Origin of the sequence: Streptomyces sp. NBC_00076 (genome assembly GCF_045041235.1) — a bacterium.
In the GTDB taxonomy this organism is placed as follows: domain Bacteria; phylum Actinomycetota; class Actinomycetes; order Streptomycetales; family Streptomycetaceae; genus Streptomyces.
On the sequence record NZ_CP108242.1, the window covers coordinates 8777106 to 8804059 of the forward strand.

The window sequence follows — 26954 nt, forward strand, 5'->3', positions numbered from 1 at the left end:
TCATGAAGCGACCCACCAGAACACTGGCGTGGGGCCTCCCGCTGGCCCTCGCCGTGCCGCTCGTCGGCCTCACCGGGGGCAACGCCCTGGCGGCCACCGACTACCAGGCCGAGGACGCCACCATCTCCCAGGGCGCCGTGGCCACCAACCACACCGGCTACACGGGCACCGGTTTCGTCGACTACACCAACGTCAAGGGCTCCTTCGTGGAGTTCACGGTGAGCGCGACCGCCACCGGGACCTCGTCGTTCGCCCTCCGGTACGCCAACGGGACCGCCACCGACCGGCCATTGGACATCTCCGTGGGCGGCGCCGCGGTCGCCTCGGGCGTGTCCTTCCCGGCCACCGCCGACTGGGACACCTGGGCGACAAAGACCGTGAACGTGCCGCTGAAGGCCGGGTCCAACAAGATCCGCGCGACCGCCACCACCGACTCAGGGGGCCCCAACCTGGACCGCGTCAGCGTCGCGGCGGCGGCCGACAGCCAGGCGCCCACCCGCCCCGGTCAGCCCAGTTGTTCGGACATCGGCGAGAACGGCCTGACCCTCACCTGGGGCGCCGCCACGGACAACGTGGGCGTGACGGCATACGACATCTACGAGCACGGCAACAAAATCAGTGAGGCACCCGGGAGTTCGGTCTCCAAGGCGTTGACCGGCCTCACGCCAGGCACGACGTACAACCTCACCGTCATCGCCCGGGACGCGGCCGGCAACACGTCCTTGGCCGGCCCGGTCGTCGACTGCACGACCAGGCCGAGCTCCGACACCACACCGCCGACCAGACCCGGGACGCTGTCCGCGGCCGGCATCACGTCGAACAGCGTCGACCTGACCTGGGGCGCCTCGACGGACGGCCGGGCGGTCGTCGCGTACGACGTGCGCAGCGACACCACGGTCTACAAGACGGTCACCAGCGGTACGTCGACCACCCTCACCGGGCTCGCCTGCGACAGCCCGTACGCCCTGAACGTCGTCGCACGCGACGCGGCGGGCAACGTGTCCCCGCAGAGCAACACCGTGAGCTTCACGACCAAGGCGTGCGCCACCGACGGCGGCGTCCCGTCGTCCGTCGCCACCCTGTCCACGGGCTGGACGATCCCATGGGGCACCTCCTGGTTGCCCGACGGACAGTCTGCCCTGGTCACCGAGCGGGACGACTTCCGCGTCTGGAAGGTCACGAAGGCCGGCGCGAAAACCCAGGTGGGGACCGTACCCGAAGCCGTCACCACCAACGGCGAGGGCGGCCTCCTCGGCGTCGCCGTCGACCCCAAGTGGGCGACCAACCACCACGTCTACTTCATGCACACCGCGTCCGAGGGCAACCGCGTGGTCCGCATGACGTACGACGGCACGAAGCTCGGCGACTACACGGTGCTGCTCCAGGGCATCAAGAAGAACCGCTATCACAACGGCGGCCGCCTCGCCTTCGGCCCCGACGGCTACCTCTACGTCTCCACCGGCGAGGCCCAGACACCCGACCTCGCGCAGGACAAGAACTCCCTGAACGGCAAGATCCTGCGCATGACGGCGGACGGGAAAGCCGCCCCCGGCAACCCGTTCGGGAACTACGTCTACAGCTACGGCCACCGCAACCCGCAGGGCCTCGCCTTCGACCGCAACGGCCGGTTGTGGGAGGCGGAGTTCGGCAACAGCTCCAAGGACGAACTGAACCTGATCAAGCCGGGCGCCAACTACGGCTGGCCGACCTGCGAGGGCAACTGCAGCGTCTCGGGGATGACCAACCCCAAGGCCACCTGGAACGTCTCCGAGGCCTCGCCCAGCGGTATCGCCATCGTCCGCAACGTCGTCTACATGGCGTCCCTGCGCGGCGAACGCCTGTGGCGGATCCCGATCAACGGCGACAACGAGAGCGTCGGCACCCCGACGGCGTACTACGTCGGCACCTACGGACGCCTGCGCACGGTCACCAAGGTGCCGGGCGCCGATCAGCTGTGGCTGTCGACCACCAACAGCGACAACAACGGAGGTGAGGCGGACGGCGCGGACAAGATCTTCCGGGTCGGCATCAACTAGGCCCGGTACAGCGCCTCGACCTCGCCCGCGTACGCGTTCTCGATGGCCTTGCGCTTCAGCTTGAGGGACGGGGTCAGCAGACCGTGCTCCTCGGTGAAGGGCTGGGCCAGGATACGGAAGGTGCGGATCGACTCGGCCTGCGAGACCAGGGTGTTGGCGGCCACCACCGCCCGCCTGACCTCGGTCTCCAGGTCGGAGTCGCGCACCAGTTGGGCCGCCGACATCTGCGGCTTGTTGCGCATCGTCAGCCAGTGCTCTACGGCTTCCTGGTCCAGGGTGATCAGGGCGGCGACGTACGGGCGGTCATTGCCGACGACGATGCACTGGGCGACCAGCGGATGGTCACGGACGCGCTCCTCCAGCGCGCCGGGCGACACGCTCTTGCCGCCCGAGGTCACCAGGATCTCCTTCTTGCGGCCGGTGATCGTGAGGTAGCCGTCCTCGTCGAGGGAGCCCAGGTCGCCGGTGGCCAGCCAGCCGTCGTGCAGCGCCTCGTCGGTGGCCTTGGGGTTGTTGAGATAGCCCTGGAAGACGTTGTCGCCGCGCAGCCAGATCTCGCTGTCGTCCGCGATGTGCACGGTCATGCCGGGGATGGGCTGCCCGACGGTGCCGAAGCGGGTGCGCTCCGGCGGGTTGGCGGTGGCGGCGGCGGTGGTCTCGGTGAGCCCGTAGCCCTCGTAGATGTGCACGCCGGCGCCCGCGAAGAACAGGCCGAGCCGCCGGTCCATGCCCGAGCCGCCGGTCATCGCGTGCCGGATGCGGCCGCCCATCGCCGCTCGCATCTTGGTGTAGACGAGTTTGTCGAAGAGTTGGTGCTGCACCCGCAGACCCGCCGAAGGACCGGGCCCGATGCCCCACGCCTTCGCCTCCGTGGCCTCCGCGTACTTCACGGCGACCTCGACGGCCTTCCCGAACGGCCCGGCCTTGCCCTCCTTCTCCGCTTTACGGCGGGAGGCGTTGAAGACCTTCTCGAAGATGTACGGCACACCCAGGAAGAACGTCGGCTTGAACGCGGCCAGGTCGGGCAGCAGGGCGGCCGCGCTCATCTGCGGCTGGTGGCCGAACTTCACCTTGCCGCGGATGGTGGCGACCTCCACCATCCGTCCGAAGACGTGCGCGAGCGGCAGGAACAGCAGGGTCGCCGCCTCGTCGCCCTTCTTCGAGTGGAACACCGGCTCCCAGCGCTTGATCATCGTGTCCGCCTCGTACATGAAATTCCCGTGCGAGACGACACAGCCCTTGGGGCGGCCGGTGGTGCCCGAGGTGTAGATGATCGTGGCGACCGAGTCGGGGGTGACCGCCTGCCGGTGCCGGTGCGCCACCTCGTCGTCGATGTGCGCGCCGGCTTCGTACAGCTGCTGCAGGGCGCCCGAGTCGAGCTGCCACAGCTGACGCAGCTGCGGCAGCCGGTCGATGACCGTGGCGATCGTCATCGCGTGGTCCTCGTTCTCCACGATCGCCGCCGTGCACTCGGCGTCGTACAGCATCCAGAAGCACTGCTCCGCCGAGGAGGTGGGGTAGACCGGCACCACCTGGGCGCCGATCGTCCACAGCGCGAAGTCGAAGAGCGTCCACTCGTAGCGGGTGCGCGACATGATCGCGACCCGGTCGCCGAAGCGGATGCCCTGGGCGAGCAGGCCCTTGGCGAGGGCCAGGACCTCGTCGCGGAACTCCGCGGCGGTCACGTCGCGCCACTGGCCGTCCTCGTTCTTTCGGCCGAGCGCGATATACAGAGGGTCTTCCTGGGCATGTTGGAAGACGACATCGGCCAGACCGCCCACCGGCGGTGCCAACGCCAACGGAGGGTTGGTGAACTCGCGCAAACCCCGCTCCCGGCTTCTCGTGGCGCTCCCCGCAGCGCGGTGAAAGCTACCCCACCCGGACACAGGGCGGGAGGGGGGTCGAACACGAGCAGTGCTCACACAGGCAGCTGTCAGTGACGCGAAATGCGCTCACATGGGGAAGGGTCGGACAGAAAGCTGACGGTTCAGTAAGTTTCGGTCCCGCAATCTCCACCGAATCTGTACGACCCGATTACGCCCCTCTGTCCTGTTGGCAGGCCCTCTCGGAGGGTGCGCGGCGGCCCCCGCGTCAGCGCGTGTCCCCTCTTCCTTCAGCGCCCGGACGGCCGCATCCGTCACCGGGCCCAGGCCGCCACGGTCGGCCTGACGGGGGCCGCACCAGTGCCTCGGCGGTCACGGCCGTGGGACCGGTCACCACCGCTGCCCCGACAGCACATCTAGACCCCCCGTCGCTGCAGGCGTTCCCCGCCCGCCAGGATCGCCGCCGCCAGGGCGTCCGCCGCGCCCTGGGCCGAGGTGCGGCGGCGGCCGTGGACCAGGACGAAGTCGACGCTGCCGAGTTCCGGCAGCTCTGCTCGCTCCGGTGCCCGCACCAGGCCCGGCGGGATCAGTCCCCGGGAGTGAGCCATCACGCCGAGGCCCGCGCGGGCCGCCGCGATCAGGCCGTTGAGACTGCCGCTGGTGCAGGCGATGCGATAGGCCCGGCCCTGCCGTTCCAGGGCCTCCAGGGCGAGCGCACGGGTGATGCCGGGCGGTGGGTACACGATCAGCGGCACCGGACGGTCCGCGTCCAGCCGCAGCCGTTCCGCGCCGATCCACGACAGCTCGTCGCGCCACACCAGGCGGCCGTGCGGGTCCTCGGGGCGCCGCTTGGCCAGCACCAGGTCCAGTTTTCCCGCTGCCAGTTGCTCGTGCAGCGTGCCCGACAGTTCGACCGTCAGCTCCAGGTCGACCTCGGGATGGTCGTAGCGGAAGCCCTCCAGGATCTCCGGCAGCCGGGTCAGCACGAAGTCCTCCGACGCGCCGAAACGCAGTCTGCCGCGCACCCTGGTGCCCGTGAAGAACGCCGTCGCCTGCTCGTGCACCGCGAGGATCCGGCGGGCGAAGCCGAGCATCGCCTCGCCGTCCTCCGTCAGCTCCACCGAGTGCGTGTCCCGGCTGAACAGCTGCCGCCCAGTGGCGTCCTCCAGACGGCGCACGTGCTGGCTGACGGTGGACTGGCGCAGGCCGAGGCGCCTGGCGGCCTGCGTGAAGCTGAGCGTCTGGGCCACCGCGAGGAACGTACGCAGCTGGGAGGGGTCGTACACCACCTCAGGCTATCGCGGAACATGATGACAGTCAGAGTGGTATGCCGGATTCCCGATCAAGGGTCGAGAGAGGACGATGGAAGGGGCCCTTCCGGGCACAAGCAACGGGCACAGGCAAGTGGGCCCTTGTGGGCACGAGTACAGGACAATCAGCAAGTGGAGCACCGTGAAACGCCTGCGATGGCCGAGTTGGATGCCGATCGACCCCTACATCCTGCTGCTGCTCGGGACGGTGGGCCTCGCGGCCCTGGTCCCCGCGCGCGGGACGGGTGCCGACGTGGCCTCCGGCGCGTCCACGGCCGCCATCGCCTTCCTCTTCTTCCTCTACGGCGCCCGGCTGTCGACCCGTGAGGCCCTGGACGGGCTCAAGCACTGGCGGCTCCATGCCACGGTGCTGGCGTGCACGTTCGTCGTCTTCCCGCTGCTCGGACTGGCCGCCCGCGGACTCGTGCCGGTGTTCCTGACCCACCCGCTCTACCAGGGCCTGCTCTTCCTCACCCTGGTCCCGTCGACCGTCCAGTCGTCGATCGCCTTCACCTCCATGGCCCGCGGCAACGTGCCGGCCGCGATCTGCGCGGGCTCCTTCTCCTCCCTGGTCGGCATCGTCGTCACCCCGCTGCTCGCCGCCGCGCTGCTCGGCAGCGGCACCGGAGGGTTCTCGGCCGACTCGCTCCTGGAGATCGTGCTCCAGCTGCTGGTGCCGTTCCTCGCGGGGCAGCTGCTGCGCCGCTGGATCGGAGGGTTCGTCACGCGGCACAAGAAGGTCCTCGGCCTGGTCGACCGCGGATCGATCCTCCTCGTCGTCTACACCGCCTTCAGCGAGGGCATGGTCCAGGGCATCTGGCACCAGGTGAGCCCCGTCCGGCTGGCCGGTCTGCTGGCCGTCGAGGCCGTCCTGCTCGCCGTGATGCTCGCCCTGACCTGGTACGGCGGCAAGGCGCTGGGCTTCGGCCGGGAGGACCGGATCACGATCCAGTTCGCGGGCTCGAAGAAGTCCCTCGCCTCCGGGCTGCCGATGGCGAGCGTCCTGTTCGGCGCGCAGGCCTCGCTGGCCGTGCTGCCGCTGATGCTCTTCCACCAGATGCAGCTGATGGTGTGCGCGGTCATCGCCAAGCGCCGCTCGCGCGACGTGCCCGAGGAGGTCACACCTTCGGCGCCGGGCGCAGCGTCACGAACCGCGGTCGGTACAGGGACACGTTCCGATTGAGCTGCGCCGCGGCGCCGGTGGGCTCCAGCCAGTTCACGTCGTAACTGAGCACCAGCCGCCCGCCGTCGCTCAGTTCGGGGTGCGCCTGCGGGTTGTACGCGGCGACCTGGCCGGGCGGCAGCGCGGGGGTGAAGCCCTTCGCCGGGCCGTGCCAGGGACCGGTGGGGGAGCAGGCCCAGTACGAGGTCACCGTGGTCAGCCCCCGCGTTCCCGCGGCCATCGTGAACAGGAGATACGTACCGCCCCGGCGCACCACCGAGAACGCGCTGCCCACACCAGTGCGCCGTCCGTCCCCGAGCACGGCACCCGGACGGGCGCGCGCCGCCCAGGCGGAGCCGTCCCAGTACTCCCAGGCGGCGGGATCGCCGAGCCCGCCCGCGGGCACCCGCGCCACGTACGCGTGCGAGGTGGGCCGGGACGCGGCCTGACCGTCGTCGCCGCCGAAGACGTAGGTCCAGCCGCCCCGTTCGACCAGCGTGGTACCGAAGAGCACCCGCCGGGACGGATCCTGGACGAGCCGCTGGTCGAGCACCTCGACGACGGACTCCACCCGCAGGCCGGGCAGCGAGAGCGTGGCGACCTCGGTGGCGGTGGGCACCCCGAACACCCACGGCGCCGCTCCCGCCGTCCGCACCCACAGCAGCACCCGCAGAACCCGCTCCGAGGAGCCGGGGGAGCGGGGCTCGACCCGCGCCGCGACCGGCCAGCGCCACTGGTGGGGGCCCGGATCGGGGAAGAGAGGGGCGGGGAGCGTGCTCTCCAGCCGGCCGTCGCGCATCACGACGGCCGAGTTGCGTACCAGGGGCGCGGTGCCGTCCCGCCAGGCGTAGGACTCGCCGACCGGGTTGGGCGGGCCGTGCACCTGGCCCAGGTAGGTGTCCGAGAACAGCCACAGCAGCCGGCCGTCAGGCAGTCGCACCGAGTGGGTGCCGTCGCCGCCGGTCCAGTCGTCGGCCCGGGTGGCGTCGTCGCCGTAGCGGGCGAACTCGGTGGTGAGACGGTCGTCCGCGGACGACGCGCCGACGGTGTGCGGAGCGCAGTCGTCGGCCTTGCGCCGATCGTCGTCGGGGAAGGCGCGGAGCAGCACGGCCGCGAGAGCCAGGGCCAGCAGTATGCCGAGCCCGGCTCCCGTCCGCTGTCGCGCTCGTGTGTCCTCGGGCACCCTCCGGGACGTTAGTGGCTGTCCTCCATCTGGTCCATGGGCAGCCACCGGACGGTGTTCGACACGGGCGCCCTGTCGGCGCCGCGTTGCGCGTCGGTGCTCGCCCCGCTGTCACCGGCCGAACGGGACCAGTTCACGGGCCTGTTGATCCGGATGTCCGGTACGGAGGGCTGACGGCGACTAACGTTCCGTCATGACCGCACCCCGCACCGCCGATTCCGGCCTCGCGCTCGATCCCGCGCGCACCGCCCTCGTACTCGTCGACCTGATGGAACGCATCGTCGCGCTGCCGCTCGAACCCCGCAAGGGAACCGAAGTCCTCGCCGTGGGCGCGGAGTTGGCCGCGACCTTCCGGGCGAGAGGTGCGCACGTGGTCGTGGTGCGTGTCGAGCGTCCCGGCGTCCCCGAGCAGCCGCCCGGCAGCGGACTGGTGCCCGGTCTGGCACAGAAGGGCGACGTCGAGATGGTGAAGCGGACCATCGGGGCCTTCCACGGCACCGGCCTGGACGAGCGCCTGCGCGAACTCGGCGTCAGCACACTCGTGTTCGGCGGCATCGCCACCAACCTCGGTGTCGAGTCCACCGCCCGCGCCGCCTCGGACCTCGGCTACGACCTCGTCTTCGTCGAGGACGCCATGGCGGCACTCACCGCCGCCGAGCACGAGGCGTCGGTACGGCTCGACTTCCCGCGCCTGGGCACGGTGGTGACGGCGGCCGAGGTGCGCTTCGTCCGAAGCGCCTGACCCGGGCCCGACACCCGGGTTGAGGCGGGGCCCCCGCGGCGCAGGGGGCGCTCCCCGCCGTTCGGGGCCCCGCCGCCGTGTCGCGGGGGGAACCGGTCAGCCCTGGGCGGCCGCGGCCCGCAGGGCGATACGGTCCTCGCCCGCGTACACGTTCATGGAACTGCCCCGCAGGAATCCGACCAGGGTCAGGCCCGTCTCGGCGGCCAGGTCCACGGCCAGGGAGGAGGGCGCGGACACCGCCGCGAGCACCGGGATGCCCGCCATCACGGCCTTCTGCGCCAGCTCGAAGGACGCCCGGCCCGACACCAGCAGGATCGTGCGGGACAGCGGCAGGTCCCCGTTCTGCAGGGCGCGGCCGACCAGCTTGTCGACCGCGTTGTGCCGGCCCACGTCCTCCCGGACGTCGACCAGCTCCCCCTCCTCGGTGAACAGGGCCGCCGCGTGCAGACCCCCGGTCCGGTCGAAGACCCGCTGGGCCGCGCGCAACCGGTCGGGGAGGCTCGCGAGCAGTTCCGGGTCGACACGGACCCGGGGAGTGTCGGAGATGGGCCAGCGGGCCGTCGTACGGACGGCGTCGAGGCTCGCCTTGCCGCACAGTCCGCAGGACGAGGTGGTGTAGACGTTCCGCTCCAGCGTGATGTCGGGTATCTGGACGTCCGGCGCCGTCCGCACGTCCACCACGTTGTACGAGTTCGCCCCTCCCCCACTCTCGGCTCCGCTCGAGCGGGAGGGGCCCCCACCCGTCGCGCCCGCGCAGTACACGATGTTCAGCAGGTCGGACGCGGCGGCCAGCACCCCCTCGCTCACCAGGAAACCGGCGGCGAGCGCGAAGTCGTCGCCCGGTGTGCGCATCGTGATCGCCAGCGGTTTGCCGTTCAGCCGGATCTCCAGCGGCTCCTCCGCGACGAGCGTGTCCGGGCGGCTGGAGACCACGCCGTCCCGGATCCGGATCACCTTGCGTCGTTCCGTGACTCGTCCCATGTCCTGATCAGCCCCGGTTCTGTACGTGCTGGTAGCCGAAACGGCCCTTGATGCAGAGATTGCCGTGGGTCACCGGGTTGTCGTGCGGTGAGGTGACCTTCACGATCTCATTGTCCTGCACGTGCAGCGTCAGGTTGCAGCCCACTCCGCAGTACGCGCACACCGTGGTCGTCTCGGTCTGTGCCGACTCGTCCCAGGTACCCGCCGCCCGCATGTCGAACTCCGACTTGAAGGACAGCGCCCCCGTGGGACACACCTCGATGCAGTTGCCGCAGTAGACGCACGCCGAGTCGGTGAGCGGAGCATCGTGCTCGACGGCGATCCGGGCGTCGAAACCACGTCCCGTGACGGAGATCGCGAAGGTGTTCTGCCACTGGTCGCCGCAGGCGTCCACACACTTGTAGCAGAGGATGCACTTGTCGTAGTCGCGCACGTAGAGGTCGTTGTCGATCTTCGGTTCCTCGTTCAGGCGGGCCGCGTCCGGGCCGAAACGGTCCGGCTTCGCCTCGTACTCCTTGATCCACTCGGCCACCCGCGGGGTCGTCGACAGGTCGACCGAGGAGGCGAGCAGCTCCAGGACGATCTTGCGGCTGTGCCGGGCGCGTTCGGTGTCTGTGCGCACCTCCATACCGGGCTCCGCCGTGCGGGAGCAGGCCGGGACGAGGGTCCTGGACCCCTCGACCTCGACGACACAGACACGGCAGGCGTTCTTCGGGGTGAGGGTGTCGCCCTGGCAGAGGGTCGGGATGTCCTTCCCGGCCGCCCGGCAGGCGTCGAGGATCGTCGAACCCTCGGGCACCCTGGCCTCCTCCCCGTCGATCGTGAACTCCAGCAGACGGCGGGGGATCCCCAGCGGTGTCACGGTCATACGGCGGCTCCTGCGTGACGATGAGCGGTCATTCGAACGCCCCCAGACGGTCGATGGCGGATTCCACGGCGTTCCACGCGGTCTGCCCGAGACCGCAGATGGAGGCGTCGCGCATCGCGCGGCCCACCTCTCTGAGCAGGGCGATGTCATCGGCCGCGGCGGCGCCCGTGCGGTCCGCGATCCGGTGCAGCGCCTCCTCCTGCCGCACGGTCCCGACCCGGCACGGTACGCACTGCCCGCACGACTCGTCCCGGAAGAACTCGGCGATGCGGAGCAGCAGACGGGGCAGGGGGACCGTGTCGTCGAAGGCCATCACCACCCCCGAACCGAGGGTGGCGCCCGCCTCCCGGGTGCCTTCGAAGGTGAGCGGTATATCCAGTTCGTCCGGCCGTACGAAGCCACCGGCCGCCCCGCCGAGCAGCACCGCCCGCAGCCCCGCGCGCACCCCGGCCAGCTCCAGCAGCTCGCCCAGCGTCGCACCGAACGGCAGCTCGTAGATCCCGGGCCGCTCCACAGTGCCCGACACGCAGAACAGCTTGGGCCCGGTGGAACGCCGCGTGCCGATCGCCGCGTACGCCGGGGCGCCCATCGTGAGGACCGGCAGCACGTTGACCAGCGTCTCGACGTTGTTCTCGACCGTGGGTTTGCCGAACAGGCCCTTCTCGACGGGGAAGGGCGGCTTCGAGCGCGGTTCGCCACGGTGGCCCTCGATCGAGTTGAACAGGGCGGTCTCCTCGCCGCAGATGTACGCGCCCGCGCCGCGCCGGATCTCGATGTCGAAGGCGTAGCCCTGACCGAGGACGTCGTCGCCGAGCAGACCGCGGGCGCGCGCCTGGTCGAGGGCGTGCCGCATCCGGCGGATCGCCCGCGGATACTCACCACGGAGGTAGAGGTAGCCCTGGTGCGCGCCGGTCGCGTACCCCGCGATCGTCATCGCCTCCACCAGGGCGTACGGATCGCCCTCCATGAGCACCCGGTCCTTGAAGGTGCCCGGCTCGGACTCGTCGGCGTTGCACACCAGGTAGTGCGGGTGGTCGGGCTGGGACGCCGTCGCCTGCCATTTGCGGCCCGTGGGGAAGGCGGCGCCACCACGCCCGACCAGGCCGGAGTCGGTCACCTCGCGGATCACGCCGGCGGGACCCAGCTCGAAGGCCCGGCGCAGCGCGGTGTAGCCGCCGTGGGCGCGGTAGTCGTCGAGCGACGACGGATCCACGACGCCGACGCGCCGCAGCAGCGTCAGCGCCGGGTCGCCCGCCTGCGGCACCGCCATCGCCGCCGCCGGCTCCTCGGGTGCCGAGTCGGGTGCGCTCGCGGCGAGGACGGCCTGCTCCACGGTCGCCGGCGCCGAGACCGCCGTACGCACCGGATCGCCGGCCCTGATCGCGAGCGCCGCCGGAGCCCGTTCGCACAGCCCCAGGCACGGGCCGCGCTCCACGGAGACACCGCTGCCGAGACCCAGCCGGGACTCGATCCCGGCGCACAGCTCGGACGCCCCGGCCGCCGCGCACGCCAGGTCCGTGCACACGTGCAGCACGGTCGCGGGCCTGGGTCCGACGGAGAACATCGCGTAGAACGTGGCCACCCCGTATGCCTCTGCCGGCGGCACCGTCAGTCGTCGGCACAGATAGTCCAGGGCGCCCTCGCTGATCCAGCCGATCCGGTCGTTGATCGCGTGCAGCCCCGGCAACAGCTGGTCGCGGCGGTCCCGGGCCGCGCGGCCGCCACGGGCCCACCTCAGGTCGGCGGCCCTCATCTCGTCGCGGTCGGCACCCTCCCAGGAGGAGTCGGGCGGGCCCAGCAGCGCGTCGACCGCCGCCCTCTCCTCGTCCGTCGGTTTGCTGTCACCGAAGTGCAGGTCCACTGCCTCACCTCACGTAGGTCACGACCGGAAGCTTCTCGATGCGGATCGCCGACGCCTTGAACTCCGCCGTCCCCGCGATCGGGCAATTGGCCTCGATCGTCAGCTGGTTGGTGTCCACCTCGTCGGGAAAGTGCATGGTCATGAAGGCCAGCCCGGGACGCAGGGCGGTGTCGATCCACACCGGCGCGACGACCGCGCCGCGCCGCGAGCTGACCCGCACCTCCTCCCCGACGACGACTCCGTAGCGTTCGGCGTCCTCCGGGCACAGCTCGACGAACTCGCCGCGCCTGAGCGGGGAAGCGAAACTCCCGCTCTGGACACCGGTGTTGTACGAGTCGAGCCGTCGGCCGGTGGTCAGCCGGATCGGGTACTCCTCGTCGGTGAGGTCGACCGGCGGATCGTGCTGGACGAGCCCGAAGGGGGCGGGCCGGCCGCGTTTCGCCGGGTCGGACTCCCACAACCGGCCGTGCAGATACGTCGGTTCGATCCTGTCGGTGTCGGGGCAGGGCCACTGGATGCCCTGGTGCTCCGCCAGACGGTCGTACGTCATCCCGTAGTGGTCCGGGGAGACCGAGCGCAGCTCGTTCCAGACGGCCTCGGAGTCGGCGTACTTCCACTCGTGGCCGAGCCGTGCGGCCAGCTCGCAGATGATGTCGATGTCCTCGCGCGCCTCGCCGGGCGGGGTGACCGCCCGGCGGACCCGCTGAACGCGCCGCTCGCTGTTGGTGGTGGTGCCGTCGGTCTCGGCCCATCCCGCGGTGGCGGGCAGGACGACGTCCGCCAACTCGGCCGTCCTGGTGAGGAAGATGTCCTGCACGACGAGGAAGTCCAGCTGCCTCATGCGCCGTACGGCCTGCTCGCTGTCGGCCTCCGACTGTGCCGGGTTCTCGCCGATGCAGTAGACCGCCCTGAGCGTGCCCTCCTCCATCGCCTCGAACATCTCGGTCAGGTTCATGCCGTAGTGGGGCTGGATGACGGTGTCCCACGCGGACTCGAACTTCAGCCGGGTGCCGGGGTCGAGGATGTCCTGGAAGCCGGGGAGACGGTTGGGGATGGCGCCCATGTCGCCGCCGCCCTGCACGTTGTTCTGCCCGCGCAGGGGCTGCAACCCCGAGCCGTACCGGCCGACGTGCCCGGTCAGCAGGCAGAGGTTGATCAGGGCACGGACGTTGTCGGTGCCGTTGTGGTGCTCGGTGATGCCGAGGGTCCAGCACAGCTGGGCGCGTTCGGCGCGGGCGTAGGCGTGCGCCAACTCGCGGATGGCACGCGCCGGTACGCCGGTCACCTTCTCGGCGAGCGACAGCGTCCACGGCTCGACCAACGCCTCGTACTCCTCGAAGCCGGCGGTCGCCCGCTCGATGAACGCCTCGTTCGCCAGGCCCGCGTGGATGATCTCGCGGCCGATCGCGTGCGCCATCGGGATGTCCGTGCCGACATTCAGGCCGAGCCAGCTCTCCGCCCACTCGGCGGTGGACGTCCGGCGTGGGTCGACCGCGTACATGCGGGCGCCGTTGTGGACGCCCTTCAGAACGTGCTGGAAGAAGATCGGATGCGCGAAGCGGGCGTTGGAGCCCCACATCACGATGACGTCGGTGTGCTCGATCTCCTCGTACGAGGACGTTCCGCCGCCCGATCCGAAGGCGGCGGACAGACCGGCGACGCTCGGGGCGTGACAGGTCCGGTTGCAGGAGTCGACGTTGTTGGTGCCCATCACGACGCGGGCGAACTTCTGCGCCACGTAGTTCATCTCGTTGGTGGCGCGGGCGCAGGAGAACATCCCGAACGCGCCGCGCGCCGCCTCGATGCCCCGAGCCGCCCGGTCCAGGGCCTCCTCCCAACTCGCCTGCCGGAACGGCTCGTCGCGCGAGTCCCGGACCAGGGGGTGGGTGAGCCGGGTGTAGGTCTTCGGGGTTCGGTCGCGTTTCCTCATACGACGCTCCTCATGCGGCGCTCCTCAGCGCGAGCAGGTCCGAGATGGCGTGCACGGTGCGCAGGGTGGGCACCTGGACGCCGGTGATCTCCGCCAGTTCGACGACGGCCGCGAGCAGCACGTCGAGTTCCAGCGGCTTGCCGCGCTCCAGGTCCTGGAGCGTGGAGGTGCGGTGGTCGCCGACCCGTTCGGCGCCCGCGAGACGGCGCTCGATGGAGACACCGACCTCACAGCCGAGGGCCTCGGCGACCGAGAGCGTCTCGGCCATCATGATCTCGATGACCTTTCGGGTGCCGCCGTGCAGGCACATCTGCCGCATGGTGGCGCGGGCCAGCGCGCTGATCGGGTTGAAGGAGATGTTGCCGAGCAGCTTGAGCCAGATGTCGTTGCGCACCTCTGGCTCGACCGGGCACTTCAGACCGCCGGCCCGCATGGCCTCGCTGAAGGCCAGACAGCGTGCCGAGATGCTCCGGTCGGGCTCGCCGACCGAGAACCGGGTCCCTTCCAAGTGCCGTACGACACCAGGCCCTTCGAGCTCGGTCGCCGCGTAGACCACGCAGCCGATGGCCCGTTCGGGCGCGAGCACCGCACTGACCGCGCCGTTCGGGTCCACGCTCCCGACGCGGTGGCCGTCGTGGGGGCCGCCGTGCCGGTGGAAGTACCACCAGGGGATGCCGTTCTGAGCGGCGACCACCGCGGTGGAGTCGTCGAGGAGAGGCTCGATCAGCGGCCCGCACGCCGCGTACGAGTTGGCCTTCAGGCCGAGGAAGACGAAGTCGACGGGCCCGATCTCGGCCGGGTCGTCGGTGGCGTGGGCGCGGGCGGTGAAGTCGCCACGCGGGCTGAGCACTTGTACTCCGTGCTGCCTCATGGCCGCCAGATGCGGTCCACGGGCGACGAGATGCACGTCGGCGCCCGCGCGGTGGAGCGCGGCACCGACATAGGCGCCGATGGCTCCGGCGCCGAGCACTGCGACTTTCATGCGAGGAAGCTCCGTTCGGTCGAGGGTACCGAGGAACTGTCGAATCATGTCGACGAAATATTGTCTACAGTATGGAAGTTGGGGCAGCAAGGGTTCGCGCAGGACCGGGTCCGTCAAAAAAAGCGGTGAGATGCGAGCGTTGACCGACTCGATCGCATTCGTCGTGCGGACGAGGCGGCGGATTTCGGTGTCGAACCGCGGGAACGGAGTGATCGCCGGATACCTCCGGCCCACGCGACGGCGAACTCGGCCAGCCGGTCCAGGGAGGCCTCGCCGGTCGGCGCGGTGTGAACGGGCTTGAGGAGCCCCGCGATCCTGTCCCGGTCCTGGCGGCCGCACAGCGGAAGGCGATCGCAGCAGGTGGTGCCCCACACACTTCTGCACGATCGGCTTCGGCCGGACCGTCTCCGCCGCTTCGGGCAGGCCGACGGGCCGGGCCCAGGGCAAGGGCCTGCGCTCGACCGGCGAGGGCGGACTGCCGCGGCAGCTGACCAAGCGGCTGCCGGAGTCCGCTCTCGAGGGCGTCGACCTCCGATCACCTCGGCTGTGGCAAGCGCGATCCGGCCGACGGGGACATCGGCAACTCCCCTAACGGCAAACGCTCCAAGACCATCCCGGCCCCTATGGGGCGGTGGGGATTACCGTGCGGCGGGGACTGTCTTCAGTCGTGATCAAACCTGGGCTCGGGCCCCGGGTGGAATGCCGGTCCGGTAGGACGTCGGTGTGACGCGTGCGTCGTCTTCGTCGCGGCCATGCCGTCGAGGAGAAGGTGCAGGATCTGCTGCAGCTCTTCCGTCAGTGACCCGGTCGTGTCCGACGGCCGGCTGGCCCATCGGTAGAGGGCTCCGAGGTAGACGTCACGCAGAACGTTGCCGACGCCGATGGGTGACATGCCAGGGTTCAGCTCTCCCTGGTCCATCCCACTGACGACGATCTTGGCGAACACCTCCGCGACATACGGCTCCTCGAGGATCGGCCGGCCCGCCTTCACCCAGGCGGTGAGCATGGCGGTGGTGAGTCGCGGTTCCTCCTGGTTGATGCGAATGAGGACCGCCATGCACTGCTGAAGCCGGGCGATCGAGCTGGGCGTGAAGGTGCTGCTGTCTTCCAGGCCCGTCACGAGCGCGGCGCGCCTCCTTTCTCCCCATGCGCCGATGATGTCTTCCTTGCGCTGGAAGTAGTTGAAGAAGGTGCCACGTGCCACATCGGCCCGCTCCGCGATCTCGTCGATGGATGTCTGGTCGTATCCCTTCTCTACGATGAGCTCGACTGCGGCCAGGTAGAGACGTTCTCTGACCCGTTGCTTGTTGCGTTCCCTACGGCCGACCGGCGGCGGCGTCGTTGTCGCGTCCGAGTCCATTCCGTCCCTCCTGTTCGTGATGAGTTCGCCATATGGACGGTGGATTTTTTATACCACGGTGCAAGTTTGAATGCTGCCCCAGCTATGGCCCCGTGTCTGCCCGTGCGTCGTGCTGTGCGAGGCCCTCGCACAGGACGGCGATGCTCTCCGCACCCAAGAGCCGGCCGGCGGTGATCTCTGTGCCGTGGCTGCGGTGCAGGCGCTGCCGGAGCTTGGAGGCCATGAGCGAGTCGAGACCGAGTTCGCGCAACGACCGCCGCTCGTCGATGTCCGACGCCGGCATGCCCAGCAGCGCCGCGGAGTACTCGAGGAGGGCCTCCGCGGCACCGCCGGAGCGGGGGTGGGACGGGGCCCCGGAATCGTCGGGGGCAGCCCGCTGAAGTGTGGTCCGCGCAGCAGGAGGCGATGCGGCGGGGCGCAGGAGGCCGGTGAGGAAGCCGATGCCGAAGGGCTCCGCCACCTTTCTGACCAGGCCGGTGAGCGGCGCCGCGCACTGCTCGGAGACCGCCGAGACGAGCGCGGAGACGTGTGCCAGCGGCGTGTTCGCCGGGGACGTCCGCGCGAGGCGCCGCAGGTGGATTCCGGAGAAGCGCGCCAGGACGCGACGGTCCGGTGAGATCAGGAGAACATCGGTCACCAGTGAGGCCCCACCGTTCCCGGGTCGTACGGTGCTCACACTCCAGAACTCAGGCTCCAGCTCCGCGTAGAACCGGACCGAGTCGAAGGACACGGGAACGCAGCCTGCGTCCTCGCCGCCGGACGTGGCTCCTGTTCGGGCCGCCAGAAGTGGCAGCAGGCCCGTCTCCCAGCCGACGCGTGGCAGGGTCCTCGTCGGCCGTACGAGGGCCACGGCCTCGCCGTCGCGTCGCCACAGGTGCTCCACGGCCCGGAACGGCTCGGCGATGTCGTACCCCTGACGCCGCGCGAAGGATGTGAAGTCCTGTCCGCCCAGATAGTCCCGGCACCGTGCGAGAGCGGTGTCGAGGGCGTCCGAGGCCACGGGGGCGGCATCGTCGGTGTCCGCGACGACGACCCGGCCGGAAGCACAGAGGACGGGGTCGGGGACACCTGGGACGGAGGCTCGCACCGTCACCTCGCGGGCGTGGTCCGGGGACCCTTCCAGGGCCACCCGGAGGGTCGTGCCCCCCGCCGCGTCGACGGGTACGTGGGCGTCGCCCAGCCGCACGTCCCGTAGTTCGAACGATGTGCCGCGACCGGTCTCCCGCGCCGTGTCCAGCATCGCCTCGAGATACACGACGGGCGGCACGGGCGCGACCCCGTGGAGCGCCACGCCGTCACCCCAGTCGGCGGTCGCGGCCCAGGACGAGAGGTCGATCCGCCGGAACCGGGAAGCGCCGGACCGGCGTGCGGTCACCGGGTCGGCCGTCTCGCGTCGGTACGGCACCGCGTCCCAGGCGTACGTGGGTAGCGACGGCAGGTGCCGTGGGCCGCCGCCGTACCATCGCCGCCAGTCCACCCGCCCGCCCTGGGCGAACAGCCGGCCGGCCGCCCGGGCCAGTGCGGCGGGCTCGTCGCACGCGCGGTGCAGCGAGGCCACCGAGGAGGCGTCGATGTGATCGCCGCCCAGCGTGTCCTCCATGGCGGCGACGAGGACCGGATGGGGGCTGACCTCGAGAAAGACGCTCTGCGTCTCGTGGCCCACCTTCCGAACGGTGTCGGCGAACCGTACGGGGCGGCGCAGGTTGTCGATCCAGTACTCAGCCGTCAGCTCGGCGCCCTCGACCTCGCAGCCGTACACGGTGGAGACCATGTCCGCCGCGCCGGACACGGGGGAGAGGCCGTGCAGTTCCTTCACCAGGTCGTCGCGCAGGGAGTCCATCTGCGGCGAGTGCGAGGCCACGTTCACCTTCACCGGGCGGCACAGGACGCCGCTCTCCTCCAGTTCGGCCCGGAGGGCGGCAAGGGGCGCGGGGTCGCCCGCGAGGACGGTCGTCGTCGGGGCGTTCTCGACCGCCACGCACACCGCTTCCCCGTAGGCCTCGGTGTACTGCCGCGCCCGGGCGGCCGACAGCTCGACGGCGAGCATGGCGCCCTGTCCCGCCGTACGCTGCATCAGCCGGCTGCGCCGGCAGATCACGGCGGCCGCGTCGTCGAGCGAAAGAGCGCCGCAGACATGGGCGGCGGCGACCTCCCCCATGCTGTGGCCCATGCACCGACTGGGCTCCACGCCACGGTCGCGCCAGGCGGCGGCGAGCGCCACCTGTACGGCCCACAGGGCGGGTTGGACGACGCTCACGTCAGTGGGGAACTCGTCGCCGGACGTCAGCCGTTCCACGATCGACCAGCCGAGTTCCCTGCGCACGGCCCGGTCACAGGCGTCCAGTGCGGTCCGGAAGGCGGGCGAGGAGCGGTACAGGCCCCGGCTCATGCCGGCCCACTGCGAGCCCTGCCCCGAGAAGACGAACACAAGGTCCTTGTCACCCGACAGACCTGCCTCCCCCGTCCCTCCGTCGGGGAGGGTCTCGCCGGCGGCGAGGGCGCGCAACCGCCGCGACAGGGAGTCGTGGTCGTCGCCCACGACCCACAGCCGGTGCGGATGGGCGTCGCGCCCGGTGGCCACGGCGGAGCAGAGGTCGCCGAGCCGGTGATGGCGCCCGGCCCCGGACGGGCCGAGGTGGTCCGCGTAACGCTCGGCCAGGCGACGGAGGGAGCCGGGTGTGCGCGCGCTGAGCACCAGCAGATGGGGCCCGGTGTCCGTGGCGCGGCCCGGGGTGTCGGGCGTGGACTCGGGGACGTGGGCACCGACGACGGCATGGGCGTTGGTCCCGGACAGGCCGAAGGAGCTCACGCCGAGCAGGGCGCGGGAACCGGCCGCGTCCAAGGGCCGGTTGCGGGTGACCACACGAACCGGGAAGTCGTCCTGCGTGAGCAAGGTGTGCGGCTCGTCGAGATGCAGCGACGCGGGAATGACGCCGTGCCGCAGGATCAGCGCCGTCTTGATCAGTCCGGCGACGCCGGCCGAGGCCTCGGCGTGACCGAGGTTGGTCTTGACCGATCCGGTCAGCAACGGCCGGCCCGCCGGCCGGCCCGGCCCGGCCGCCTCGGCGAGTGCCTGGAGCTCCACGCCGTCCCCGACGTTCGTTCCGGTGCCGTGCGCCTCGACGTAATCGAGTTCCGAGGGATCGACGCCGGCACTGTTGCATGCCTCGCGCACCATGTCGGCCTGGCCCTGAGCGGAGGGACGGATCAACAACCCGCTGGCCGCACCGTCGTTGGTGACCGCGCTGCCGAGCAGGACCGCACAGACGGGGTCGCCGTCCCGGAGCGCGTCATCCAGGCGTTTGAGCACCACCACGCCCACGCCCTCGCTGCGCACGAACCCGTCGGCGCGGGCGTCGCCGAACCGGCAGCGGCCGCCGGGGGAGAGCATGTCTCCCTGGGAATAGGCGATGGCGTCGTGCGGGGACAGGATGACGTTGACGCCCGCGGCGATGCACAGGTCGCTCTCGCCGGTGAGCAGACTCTGCCGTGCGGCGTGCACGGCGACCAGCGACGAGGAGCACGCGGTGTCCAGAACCACGCTCGGCCCGCGTAAGTCGAAGGCGTAGGAGATGCGGCCGGCTGTGACGGCGCGCAGACGGCCGCCCACCATGCCGCGCACATCCGGCTCGTCGGCCCGGGGGTCGGTCTCCGCGTGTTCGGCTGTCGCCTGCCCGACAAACACACCGCCCCGGCTGCCCGCGATCCGGGAGGGGGGTATCCCGGCCGACTCCAGGGCTTCCCATACGACGTGCAGCAGGAGCCGCTGCTGCGGATCCATGGCGAGTGCCTCCACGGGCGAGACGCCGAAGAAGGCCGCGTCGAAACCGAAGGGGTCGGTGAGGAAGCCGCCGTGCCGGGACACGGTTCGGCCGGGGGTCATAGGAGTGACGTCGTGGCATTCGCCGACGTCGAAGCGCTCCCGTGGGACCGGGGTCACGGTGTCGGTGTTGGTCACGAGAGCGTCCCACAGCTCGTCGACACTCTCGGTCCCCGGGAAGCGGCACCCCATGCCGACGATCGCGAGGGGTGTCGGGCTCGACAGGTCGGTACTCATGGGCGTCTCCAGGCTCAGTCAAGGTCGATTCAGATGATCGATCGGTCGCGATACAAAAATACACTCGCGACCATTATTCGCCTGGAGTGTTCGCATGCTCTCCACGAGGACTGGGAGTGACGCAGTCATAGGCGCCCGTTTTATTCATATTTGAGGAGCTATGCTCCTCGAAAAAAACTTAGACTTGCGTTCATAAGTACGCTCGTGTTTATTCTTGACCCCCAGTTTCCGAAGTGGGTAAGGGGAAGGCTGTGGATATCGCCCAGATCGTTCAGCTGATGGGCGACGAGGAACTGGCGGCCTATCAGTTCCTCGTCGCGTCCGGCGGAGCCAAGCTCGAGAGACTAGCGAGCAGTCTTGGGTGGGGCGCGGGCCGGGCGGAGCGTGTGCTGTCCAGTCTGGGGAAGATGAAGCTGGCGCGATCCGAGGCGGAGGGCCGTAGCGACTGGGTCGCGGTCCACCCGGAAACGGCCAAGCTCCAGTACGCCAAGCCCCTCTCGGGCGCCATCGACGCGTGGCAGGCTCAACTGGACGGGATCCGCGAGCAGCTCAACGCGCTGTCCAACCTCTGCGCCGACGACACGGAGGCCGGAGGGCTCAGCCCTGTGGTCACCATCGAGGGTGTCTCCGACCTCCGCGAGGTGCTCGAGGGCTGCGCGGCACGGTGTGCCGAGGAGGTGTTCGCCGTACAGCCCTTGGGGCGGGGAGCACCGGCCCTCGCCCGCGATGTGGTCTGCGAGGACTCCGGAGTACTGACGTCGGCGGTCGAGGTGCGGGTGTTGCTCCCGCATCTGTCCCGCTACGACGCGGACGTGCGCGAGTGTGCCGAACGCATCTCGACGTCGGGAGGTGAGGTCCGGACAACCGCCGCGTCCTTGCCGCCGCTGATCGTCTTCGACCGCTCCGTGGCGTTCCTGCTGGACGGCGAGGACACGGACAAGGCGCACATGGTGAGGCATGGAGCCCTGGTGGAGTTCATCGTGCACATGGTGGTGAGCGCCTGGGCGACGAGTGTGGTCTTCCAGAGGACGGGCGGCAGCAACCGGCTCCCGGAGTCGCTGACCCAGGAGACGAAGACTGCGATCGTTCAACTGCTCGCCGCCGGCTACAAGGACGAAGTGGTGGCCAGGCGCTTGGGCATCGGTGTGCGGACGTGCCGGAAGTACATCGCCGAGATGTTCGGTGACCTGGGCGCGCAGAGCCGGTTCCAGGCCGGGTGGATGGTTCGTGACCACATGCTCGCGCCAGGCCGCGAGAAGGCGGCGGATCACAACGTGGCCTGAGGGAACGGCGGATCCTTCCGCGCCGCCGGTGCCGTGGCGGCGACTCGATGGAGTCGCCGCCCACTTGCCTCTCCTCCGTACGCTCGGATCAGCGTGCGAGGACCGCGCTCAGGGCTGCCGTCAGTTCACCCTCAGGATCGTCGACGGCCTTCTTGGCGCGCCAGGCCACGACGGCGTCGGGGCGTATCAGTGTGGCGCCGGTCGGTTCGACGCCGTAACGGTCGCACCAGGTGTGGGCGCTGTCGACGAAGCGGTCCCCCAGCCGGTACGCGGCCAGGGTGACTCCGAGATCTCGGGCGACCTTTTCGGCGGCGGCGACCCACTCGGTGGCCTCGTGCCCCGCCAGGAACACGAAACCGCGACCGAGCAGGTCATGCGTGGAGAACTCACGCAGGCCGTCGGAGAGGACGACGTGCGGGGCCCGTCCCCCCGGGCGGCCGGTGGGGTTCCACGGATCCTCCTGGAGGCTGCCGTCGTCGTCGGCCTCGATGCGGACCGCGGGGGAGTGGTACCGGGAGCCCAGGAATTCCTTGGGCATGGGGATGGGGGCGTCGGGATCGGCGGGGTTGTAGCTGGCGGGGACCCGGCCTTCGGAGATCTTCGCCAACTCGAGTTCGCGCTCGAGAGTGATGTTGACGATGGGGCGGCGCTCCATCTCGTACGTGTCCAGCAGGTCGGGGCCGGCCTGCCCGGTGAGAACCAGGGACAGCCGCCAGGACAGGTCGTAGGCGTCTTGGATGGCGAGGTTGCCGCCCTGACCTCCGTTGGGTGGGCAGGCATGCGCGGAGTCTCCGGCCAGGAAGGCGCGGCCCTCGCGGAACCGCTCCGACAGTTTGTGGTTGATGGGGAAGAAGCGGGCGTTGACGAAGGTGACGTCGATCTCGGGGTCGCCAACGGCGCGGCGGATCCGCTCCAGGCAACGCTCCTCGGTGAAGTCCTCCGGCGTCTCACCCCGCTCGGGGAAGTAGTCGACCCACAGGGTGTGCCGCTCCGAGCCGTCCAGGATGAAGCTGGATCCGCTGCCCGGCATTCCGATGACCTCGACCGACCCCTTCTTCACGTACCGGGTCAGGTCGGCCTCGAAGGTGATGATGTACATGTGGCCGATGGTTCCGCCGCCTTCGACGGGGATGCCGAGCATGTCGCGGATCTGGCTCGTGTTTCCGTCGGCGGCGACCAAGTAGTCCGCCTCGACCACGTACTCGCGGCCCGTGGCCGCCTCACGAAGGGTCGCGGTGACCTTCTCCTCGTCCTGGGTGAGGGAGACCAGTTCGGTGCCGGGGCGCAGGTCCGCGCCGGCCTCCTCGGCGCTGACCCGGAGGATCTCCTCGACCTGGGCCTGCGACACCCAGGCCAGCGGCGGCACCGACGACAGCTCCTGCGGGTCGGGCTGCCCGGCCTCCGGGTCGAGGAAGCGTCGCTCCGGGTCGGTGAGGGAGGTGCCGTGGCTCATGCGGGGCCACTGTGCCTCCCCCATGGCGCTGCGCAGTCGCCGGGCCACGCCGGGCAGTGTGTTGAGCAGTTCCTGAGAACGGGCGTTCAACCCCCATGCCTTCGGCAGCGTGCCGGGGCTCGGTCGCCGCTCCACCAGAAGCGGGCGCACGCCGCGTGCGGCAAGGCCCAACGCGGTGGTTAGTCCCGTGTAGGCGCCACCGACGACGAGTACGGGAACTCGCTGGACTGACATGGAATGTGCCTCCGTTACTGCTGTTTTCAGAGCCGGGTCGGAAGAGCGTCGGATATGGAGCCTTTTCTCGCCGCGGTTGTGCAGCAAGTTGTCAGGCATGTTCTTGCACGACTGTGCCCAGCGTGCTGCGGAAATCCGTCAATGCCAGACTGCCGTTCCGGATGGGCAGTCGGCCACCACGTCGGAGTGCAGAAAGCTGTGGTGCAGCTTGTTGCACAGTCGAAACCCGGGGCAGTGCGCGTTAGTATCGCAGCGCTACGTCCCGAGGATTATCCCGGCGTAAGTCGTCTCCCATTTGTCTGATTCCGCGGCGTCTCCGGCCAGGAATCCGGGCGCCACATTCACATCTGCCGTGGGAAGGAATACACGCGTGCTCTCGTATGCCTCGCACACCCCCGATTCGATCGCCCGGATACCGGGCTCGAAAAGCCTGACCAACAGAGCTCTTCTGCTGGCCACCGCCGCCACCGGTGTCAGCCGCCTGGGGGCCCCGTTGGCCAGTGACGACACCGTCGCGTTCCGGGCGGCAGTGGAGGGACTGGGCGCTCAGGTGGACAGCGGACCGCTGGACGCCTACTGGGACGTGTCCGGAGTCGGCCGGGGGCCTGTCGGCCCGGCCCGGCTGTGGTGTGCGGATGCGGGCACCGCGGGGCGGTTCCTTCCTCCCTTCGCCGCCACCGGGCAGGGCACCTTTCTCCTCGACGGCTCCGCGCAGTTGCGAGCACGCCCGCAAGGGCCGTTGCTCGACGCGCTGTCGCGGATCGGGGCCAAGGCGAGCGCCGGTCCGGGCGGCGGTCTGCCCTTGGTGATCGAGGCCGGTGGTCTGGACGGTGGCGAGGTCGCGGTGGACTCGTCGATGAGCAGCCAGTACCTCAGCGGGCTGCTGATGGCGGCGCCCCTGATGCGACGCGGACTGGTGGTACGGGCAGCGCAGTTGGTCAGCCAGCCCTACATCGACATGACGTTGACCCTCATGAGCCGCTTCGGCGCACGGGTCCATGCGCGGGGTGACGGTGGCTTCATGGTCGAACCGGGTTCGTACGCCGCCATCGACGTGGCGATCGAACCGGACGCGTCGACCGCCTCGTACTTCTTCGCCGCCGCCGCTGTGACCGGGCAGTCCGTGACGGTGCCGGGCCTGAACACCGACAGCCTGCAGGGCGACCTGCGATTCGTCGACGTTCTGGAGCGGGCCGGTGCCCACGTGAACGTGGGCCGGGCCGCGACCACGGTGACCGGGAGCGGTGGCCTTCGCGGCGGATTCACCGTCGACATGGGCGAGATCTCGGACACGTTCATGACCCTCGCCGCCATCGCCCCGCTGGCGGACGCCCCCATCACCATCCGTGGAATCGGCCACGCGCGGCTCAAGGAATCCGACCGGATCGCGGCCGTCGTGGCCAACCTCACGGCATGCGGAGTTCGGACGCAGGAAGGTGCCGACCGGGTCACCATCCACCCAGGTCCTCTCCGCCCCGTACGCGTCTCCTGCCGACGGGACCACCGGATCGCCATGGCGTTCTCAGTCCTTGGACTCGCCGTTCCCGGGGTGATCACCCTGGACGATCCGCACTGTGTCGCCAAGACGTTCCCGGGATTCCACAACGAGATGCGGCGGCTGTTCGCCCATTACGAAGTCCCCGTCGGCGCGGCCGACATGACGAAGGAGCACCTCTGACATGAGCAGGTTGCGCTGGCTGACCGCGGGGGAGTCCCATGGCCCCGCACTCGTGGCGACGCTGGAGGGTCTTCCCGCCGGCGTGCCGATCACCACGGAGATGGTGGCGGACCACCTGGCCCGGCGTCGGCTCGGTTATGGCCGTGGTGCGCGGATGAAGTTCGAGCGTGACGAGGTCACGTTCATCGGCGGTGTGCGGCACGGCCTCACCCTGGGTTCCCCGGTCGCGGTGATGGTGGGCAACACCGAGTGGCCGAAGTGGGAGCAGGTGATGGCGGCCGACCCCGTCGACCCCGAGATCCTGGCGGGCCTGGCCCGCAACGCCCCGCTGACCCGCCCTCGGCCCGGCCATGCCGACCTGGCCGGTATGCAGAAGTACGGCTTCGACGAGGCCCGGCCGATCCTGGAGCGCGCTTCCGCGCGGGAGACGGCGGCCCGGGTGGCGCTGGGCGCGGTGGCCCGGTCGTATCTGAAGGAGACGGCCGGGATCGAGATCGTCTCGCACGTCGTGGAGCTGGCTGCGGCGAAGGCGCCCTACGGTGTCTACCCCGAGCCGTCCGATGTGGAGAGGCTGGACGCCGATCCGGTGCGGTGCCTGGACGCGGATGCGTCGAAGGCGATGGTCGCGGAGATCGACCAGGCCCACAAGGACGGCGACACCCTCGGCGGCGTGGTCGAGGTGCTCGCCCACGACGTCCCTGTCGGCCTCGGTTCGCATGTGCACGGGGACCGCAAGCTGGACGCCCGGCTCGCGGGTGCCCTGATGGGCATTCAGGCGATCAAGGGGGTGGAGATCGGTGACGGCTTCGAACTGGCGCGGGTGCCGGGCTCCAAGGCACACGACGAGATCGTCAACACTGACGAGGGGATCCGGCGTACCTCTGGCCGTTCCGGCGGCACCGAGGGCGGGCTGTCCACCGGTGAGCTGCTGCGGGTGCGGGCCGCGATGAAGCCGATCGCGACCGTGCCGCATGCCCTGAAGACCGTGGACGTGACCACCGGTGAGGCGGCGGCCGCACACCATCAGCGCTCGGATGTGTCCGCGGTTCCGGCGGCCGGCATCGTCGCCGAGGCGATGGTGGCGCTCGTCCTGGCGGACGCGGTGGCGGAGAAGTTCGGCGGCGACTCGGTGCCCGAGACGCGTCGCAACGTGCGGTCCTACCTCGACAACCCCGTGATCCGATGAGCGGGCACGGCCGTCGGGCAGCCGTGCTGGGCTCGCCCGTCGCTCACTCGCTGTCGCCGGTGCTGCACCGTGCCGCCTACGCGGAGCTGGGGCTCACCCACTGGTCGTACGACCGGTTCGACGTGGACGAGACAGATCTCCCCGGCTTCTTCGACACGCTCGGGCCGCAGTGGGCGGGACTGTCGCTGACCATGCCCCTGAAGCGCGCGGTGATCCCGCTGCTCGACGGGCTCAGCGCGACGGCGCGTTCCGTCGAGGCGGTCAACACCGTGGTGTTCACCGAGGACGGTGAGCGCCTGGGCGACAACACGGACATCCCCGGGATGGTCGCCGCACTGCGGGAACGCGGTGTCGAACGGGTCGGCTCGGCCACGATCCTCGGCGGCGGAGCCACCGCTTCGTCCGCGCTGGCCGCCCTGGCCGGGATCTGCGCCGGCGAGGTCGTGGCGTATGTGCGCAGTGCGCGTCGTGCGGACGAGATGCGGGAGTGGGGTGAGCGGCTCGGTGTCGACGTCCGTACGGCGGACTGGGCGGACGCGGCGCGGGGACTGTGCGCGCCACTGGTGGTGTCGACCACGCCGGCGGGGGTGACGGACGCCCTCGCCTCAGCGGTGCCGCAGGCGCCCGGCACGCTTTTCGACGTGCTCTACGACCCCTGGCCGACCGCGCTCGGGGCGCGTTGGTCCGCGCTCGGCGGGGCCGTGGTCAGCGGACTCGACCTGCTGGTCCACCAGGCGGTGCTGCAGGTGGAGCGGATGACCGGCCGTGTCCGGGCTCCGCTGGACGCGATGCGGAGGGCCGGTCGGGCCACGCTCGGTCTCGGAG

18 protein-coding genes and 1 pseudogene are annotated in these 26954 nt (G+C 70.3%); 8 read left to right on the forward strand and 11 right to left on the reverse strand.

The genetic code is table 11. From position 1 onward, the window contains the following. Positions 1-2: 2 nt before the first annotated feature. On the forward strand, positions 3-2036 hold the full coding sequence (locus tag OHA64_RS39425) for a PQQ-dependent sugar dehydrogenase (protein WP_405621647.1): 2034 nt from the start codon (positions 3-5) through the stop codon (positions 2034-2036). On the opposite strand, the gene OHA64_RS39430 is transcribed toward OHA64_RS39425, so the two are convergent. Both OHA64_RS39430 and OHA64_RS39435 read right to left on the reverse strand, forming a co-directional pair. Further along, complete coding sequence (locus OHA64_RS39430) at positions 2033-3859, reverse strand: AMP-dependent synthetase/ligase (RefSeq protein WP_405621650.1); 1827 nt, start codon at positions 3857-3859, stop codon at positions 2033-2035. The genes OHA64_RS39425 and OHA64_RS39430 overlap by 4 nt on opposite strands. Positions 3860-4275: 416 nt before the next feature. Next, positions 4276-5145, reverse strand: a complete 870-nt coding sequence (locus OHA64_RS39435) for a LysR substrate-binding domain-containing protein (RefSeq protein WP_405621653.1) — start codon at positions 5143-5145, stop codon at positions 4276-4278. A gap of 193 nt (positions 5146-5338) precedes the next feature. Here OHA64_RS39435 and OHA64_RS39440 point away from each other — a divergent pair, with 193 nt between their 5' ends. Continuing rightward, positions 5339-6352 (forward strand): bile acid:sodium symporter family protein, encoded by a 1014-nt coding sequence (locus OHA64_RS39440; RefSeq protein ID WP_405624301.1) that lies wholly within the window; start codon positions 5339-5341, stop codon positions 6350-6352. Here OHA64_RS39440 and OHA64_RS39445 read toward each other — a convergent pair. Beyond that, the gene (locus OHA64_RS39445) at positions 6288-7514 is read right to left on the reverse strand and encodes a DUF4185 domain-containing protein (RefSeq protein WP_405621655.1); all 1227 of its coding nucleotides are present in this window, start codon (positions 7512-7514) and stop codon (positions 6288-6290) included. The two genes, OHA64_RS39440 and OHA64_RS39445, sit on opposite strands and share 65 nt — an antisense overlap. 36 nt (positions 7515-7550) lie before the next feature. Here OHA64_RS39445 and OHA64_RS39450 point away from each other — a divergent pair, with 36 nt between their 5' ends. Together OHA64_RS39450 and OHA64_RS39455 are read left to right on the forward strand one after the other, a co-directional pair. Further along, complete coding sequence (locus OHA64_RS39450; RefSeq protein WP_405621658.1) at positions 7551-7688, forward strand: hypothetical protein; 138 nt, start codon at positions 7551-7553, stop codon at positions 7686-7688. A 19-nt stretch (positions 7689-7707) separates the two neighbouring features. Continuing rightward, entirely contained in the window at positions 7708-8256 is a 549-nt protein-coding gene (locus OHA64_RS39455; protein ID WP_405621660.1) for an isochorismatase family protein, read from the forward strand. A gap of 96 nt (positions 8257-8352) precedes the next feature. Here the strand turns inward: OHA64_RS39455 and fdhD are convergent, their stop codons facing one another. The 7 genes from fdhD to OHA64_RS39490 all read right to left on the reverse strand — a co-directional run bounded on the left by fdhD (position 8353) and on the right by OHA64_RS39490 (position 20295). Then, the gene (gene fdhD / locus OHA64_RS39460; protein WP_405621663.1) at positions 8353-9237 is read right to left on the reverse strand and encodes a formate dehydrogenase accessory sulfurtransferase FdhD; all 885 of its coding nucleotides are present in this window, start codon (positions 9235-9237) and stop codon (positions 8353-8355) included. A 7-nt stretch (positions 9238-9244) separates the two neighbouring features. Further along, positions 9245-10105 carry a 2Fe-2S iron-sulfur cluster-binding protein gene (locus OHA64_RS39465; protein ID WP_405621665.1) on the reverse strand — a complete coding sequence of 287 codons (861 nt, stop codon included), beginning with the start codon at positions 10103-10105 and terminating at the stop codon, positions 9245-9247. A 28-nt stretch (positions 10106-10133) separates the two neighbouring features. Then, complete coding sequence (locus OHA64_RS39470) at positions 10134-11966, reverse strand: NAD(P)H-dependent oxidoreductase subunit E (protein ID WP_405621667.1); 1833 nt, start codon at positions 11964-11966, stop codon at positions 10134-10136. A 4-nt stretch (positions 11967-11970) separates the two neighbouring features. After that, on the reverse strand, positions 11971-13896 hold the full coding sequence (locus tag OHA64_RS39475) for a molybdopterin oxidoreductase family protein (RefSeq protein ID WP_405621670.1): 1926 nt from the start codon (positions 13894-13896) through the stop codon (positions 11971-11973). Between the two features lie 10 nt (positions 13897-13906). Next, positions 13907-14878 carry a 2-dehydropantoate 2-reductase gene (locus OHA64_RS39480; protein WP_405621672.1) on the reverse strand — a complete coding sequence of 324 codons (972 nt, stop codon included), beginning with the start codon at positions 14876-14878 and terminating at the stop codon, positions 13907-13909. Positions 14879-15539: 661 nt separating this feature from the next. Beyond that, positions 15540-16238, reverse strand: a complete 699-nt coding sequence (locus tag OHA64_RS39485) for a TetR/AcrR family transcriptional regulator (RefSeq protein WP_405621675.1) — start codon at positions 16236-16238, stop codon at positions 15540-15542. Between the two features lie 82 nt (positions 16239-16320). Further along, the gene (locus OHA64_RS39490; protein ID WP_405621677.1) at positions 16321-20295 is read right to left on the reverse strand and encodes a type I polyketide synthase; all 3975 of its coding nucleotides are present in this window, start codon (positions 20293-20295) and stop codon (positions 16321-16323) included. Between the two features lie 251 nt (positions 20296-20546). Here OHA64_RS39490 and OHA64_RS39495 point away from each other — a divergent pair, with 251 nt between their 5' ends. Then, positions 20547-21578 carry a hypothetical protein gene (locus OHA64_RS39495; RefSeq protein ID WP_405621679.1) on the forward strand — a complete coding sequence of 344 codons (1032 nt, stop codon included), beginning with the start codon at positions 20547-20549 and terminating at the stop codon, positions 21576-21578. Between the two features lie 88 nt (positions 21579-21666). Here the strand turns inward: OHA64_RS39495 and OHA64_RS39500 are convergent, their stop codons facing one another. Next, complete coding sequence (locus tag OHA64_RS39500; protein ID WP_405621682.1) at positions 21667-23265, reverse strand: FAD-dependent monooxygenase; 1599 nt, start codon at positions 23263-23265, stop codon at positions 21667-21669. Between the two features lie 370 nt (positions 23266-23635). On the opposite strand from OHA64_RS39500, the gene aroA reads away from it, so the two are divergent. The 3 genes and pseudogenes from aroA to OHA64_RS39515 all read left to right on the forward strand — a co-directional run. After that, complete coding sequence (gene aroA / locus OHA64_RS39505; RefSeq protein ID WP_405621684.1) at positions 23636-24943, forward strand: 3-phosphoshikimate 1-carboxyvinyltransferase; 1308 nt, start codon at positions 23636-23638, stop codon at positions 24941-24943. A gap of 1 nt (position 24944) precedes the next feature. Continuing rightward, positions 24945-26129 carry a chorismate synthase gene (gene aroC, locus OHA64_RS39510; RefSeq protein WP_405621687.1) on the forward strand — a complete coding sequence of 395 codons (1185 nt, stop codon included), beginning with the start codon at positions 24945-24947 and terminating at the stop codon, positions 26127-26129. After that, positions 26126-26944, forward strand: a pseudogene (locus OHA64_RS39515) (shikimate dehydrogenase); the annotation flags it as partial. The gene aroC and the pseudogene OHA64_RS39515, both read left to right, overlap by 4 nt. Positions 26945-26954 lie beyond the last annotated feature (10 nt).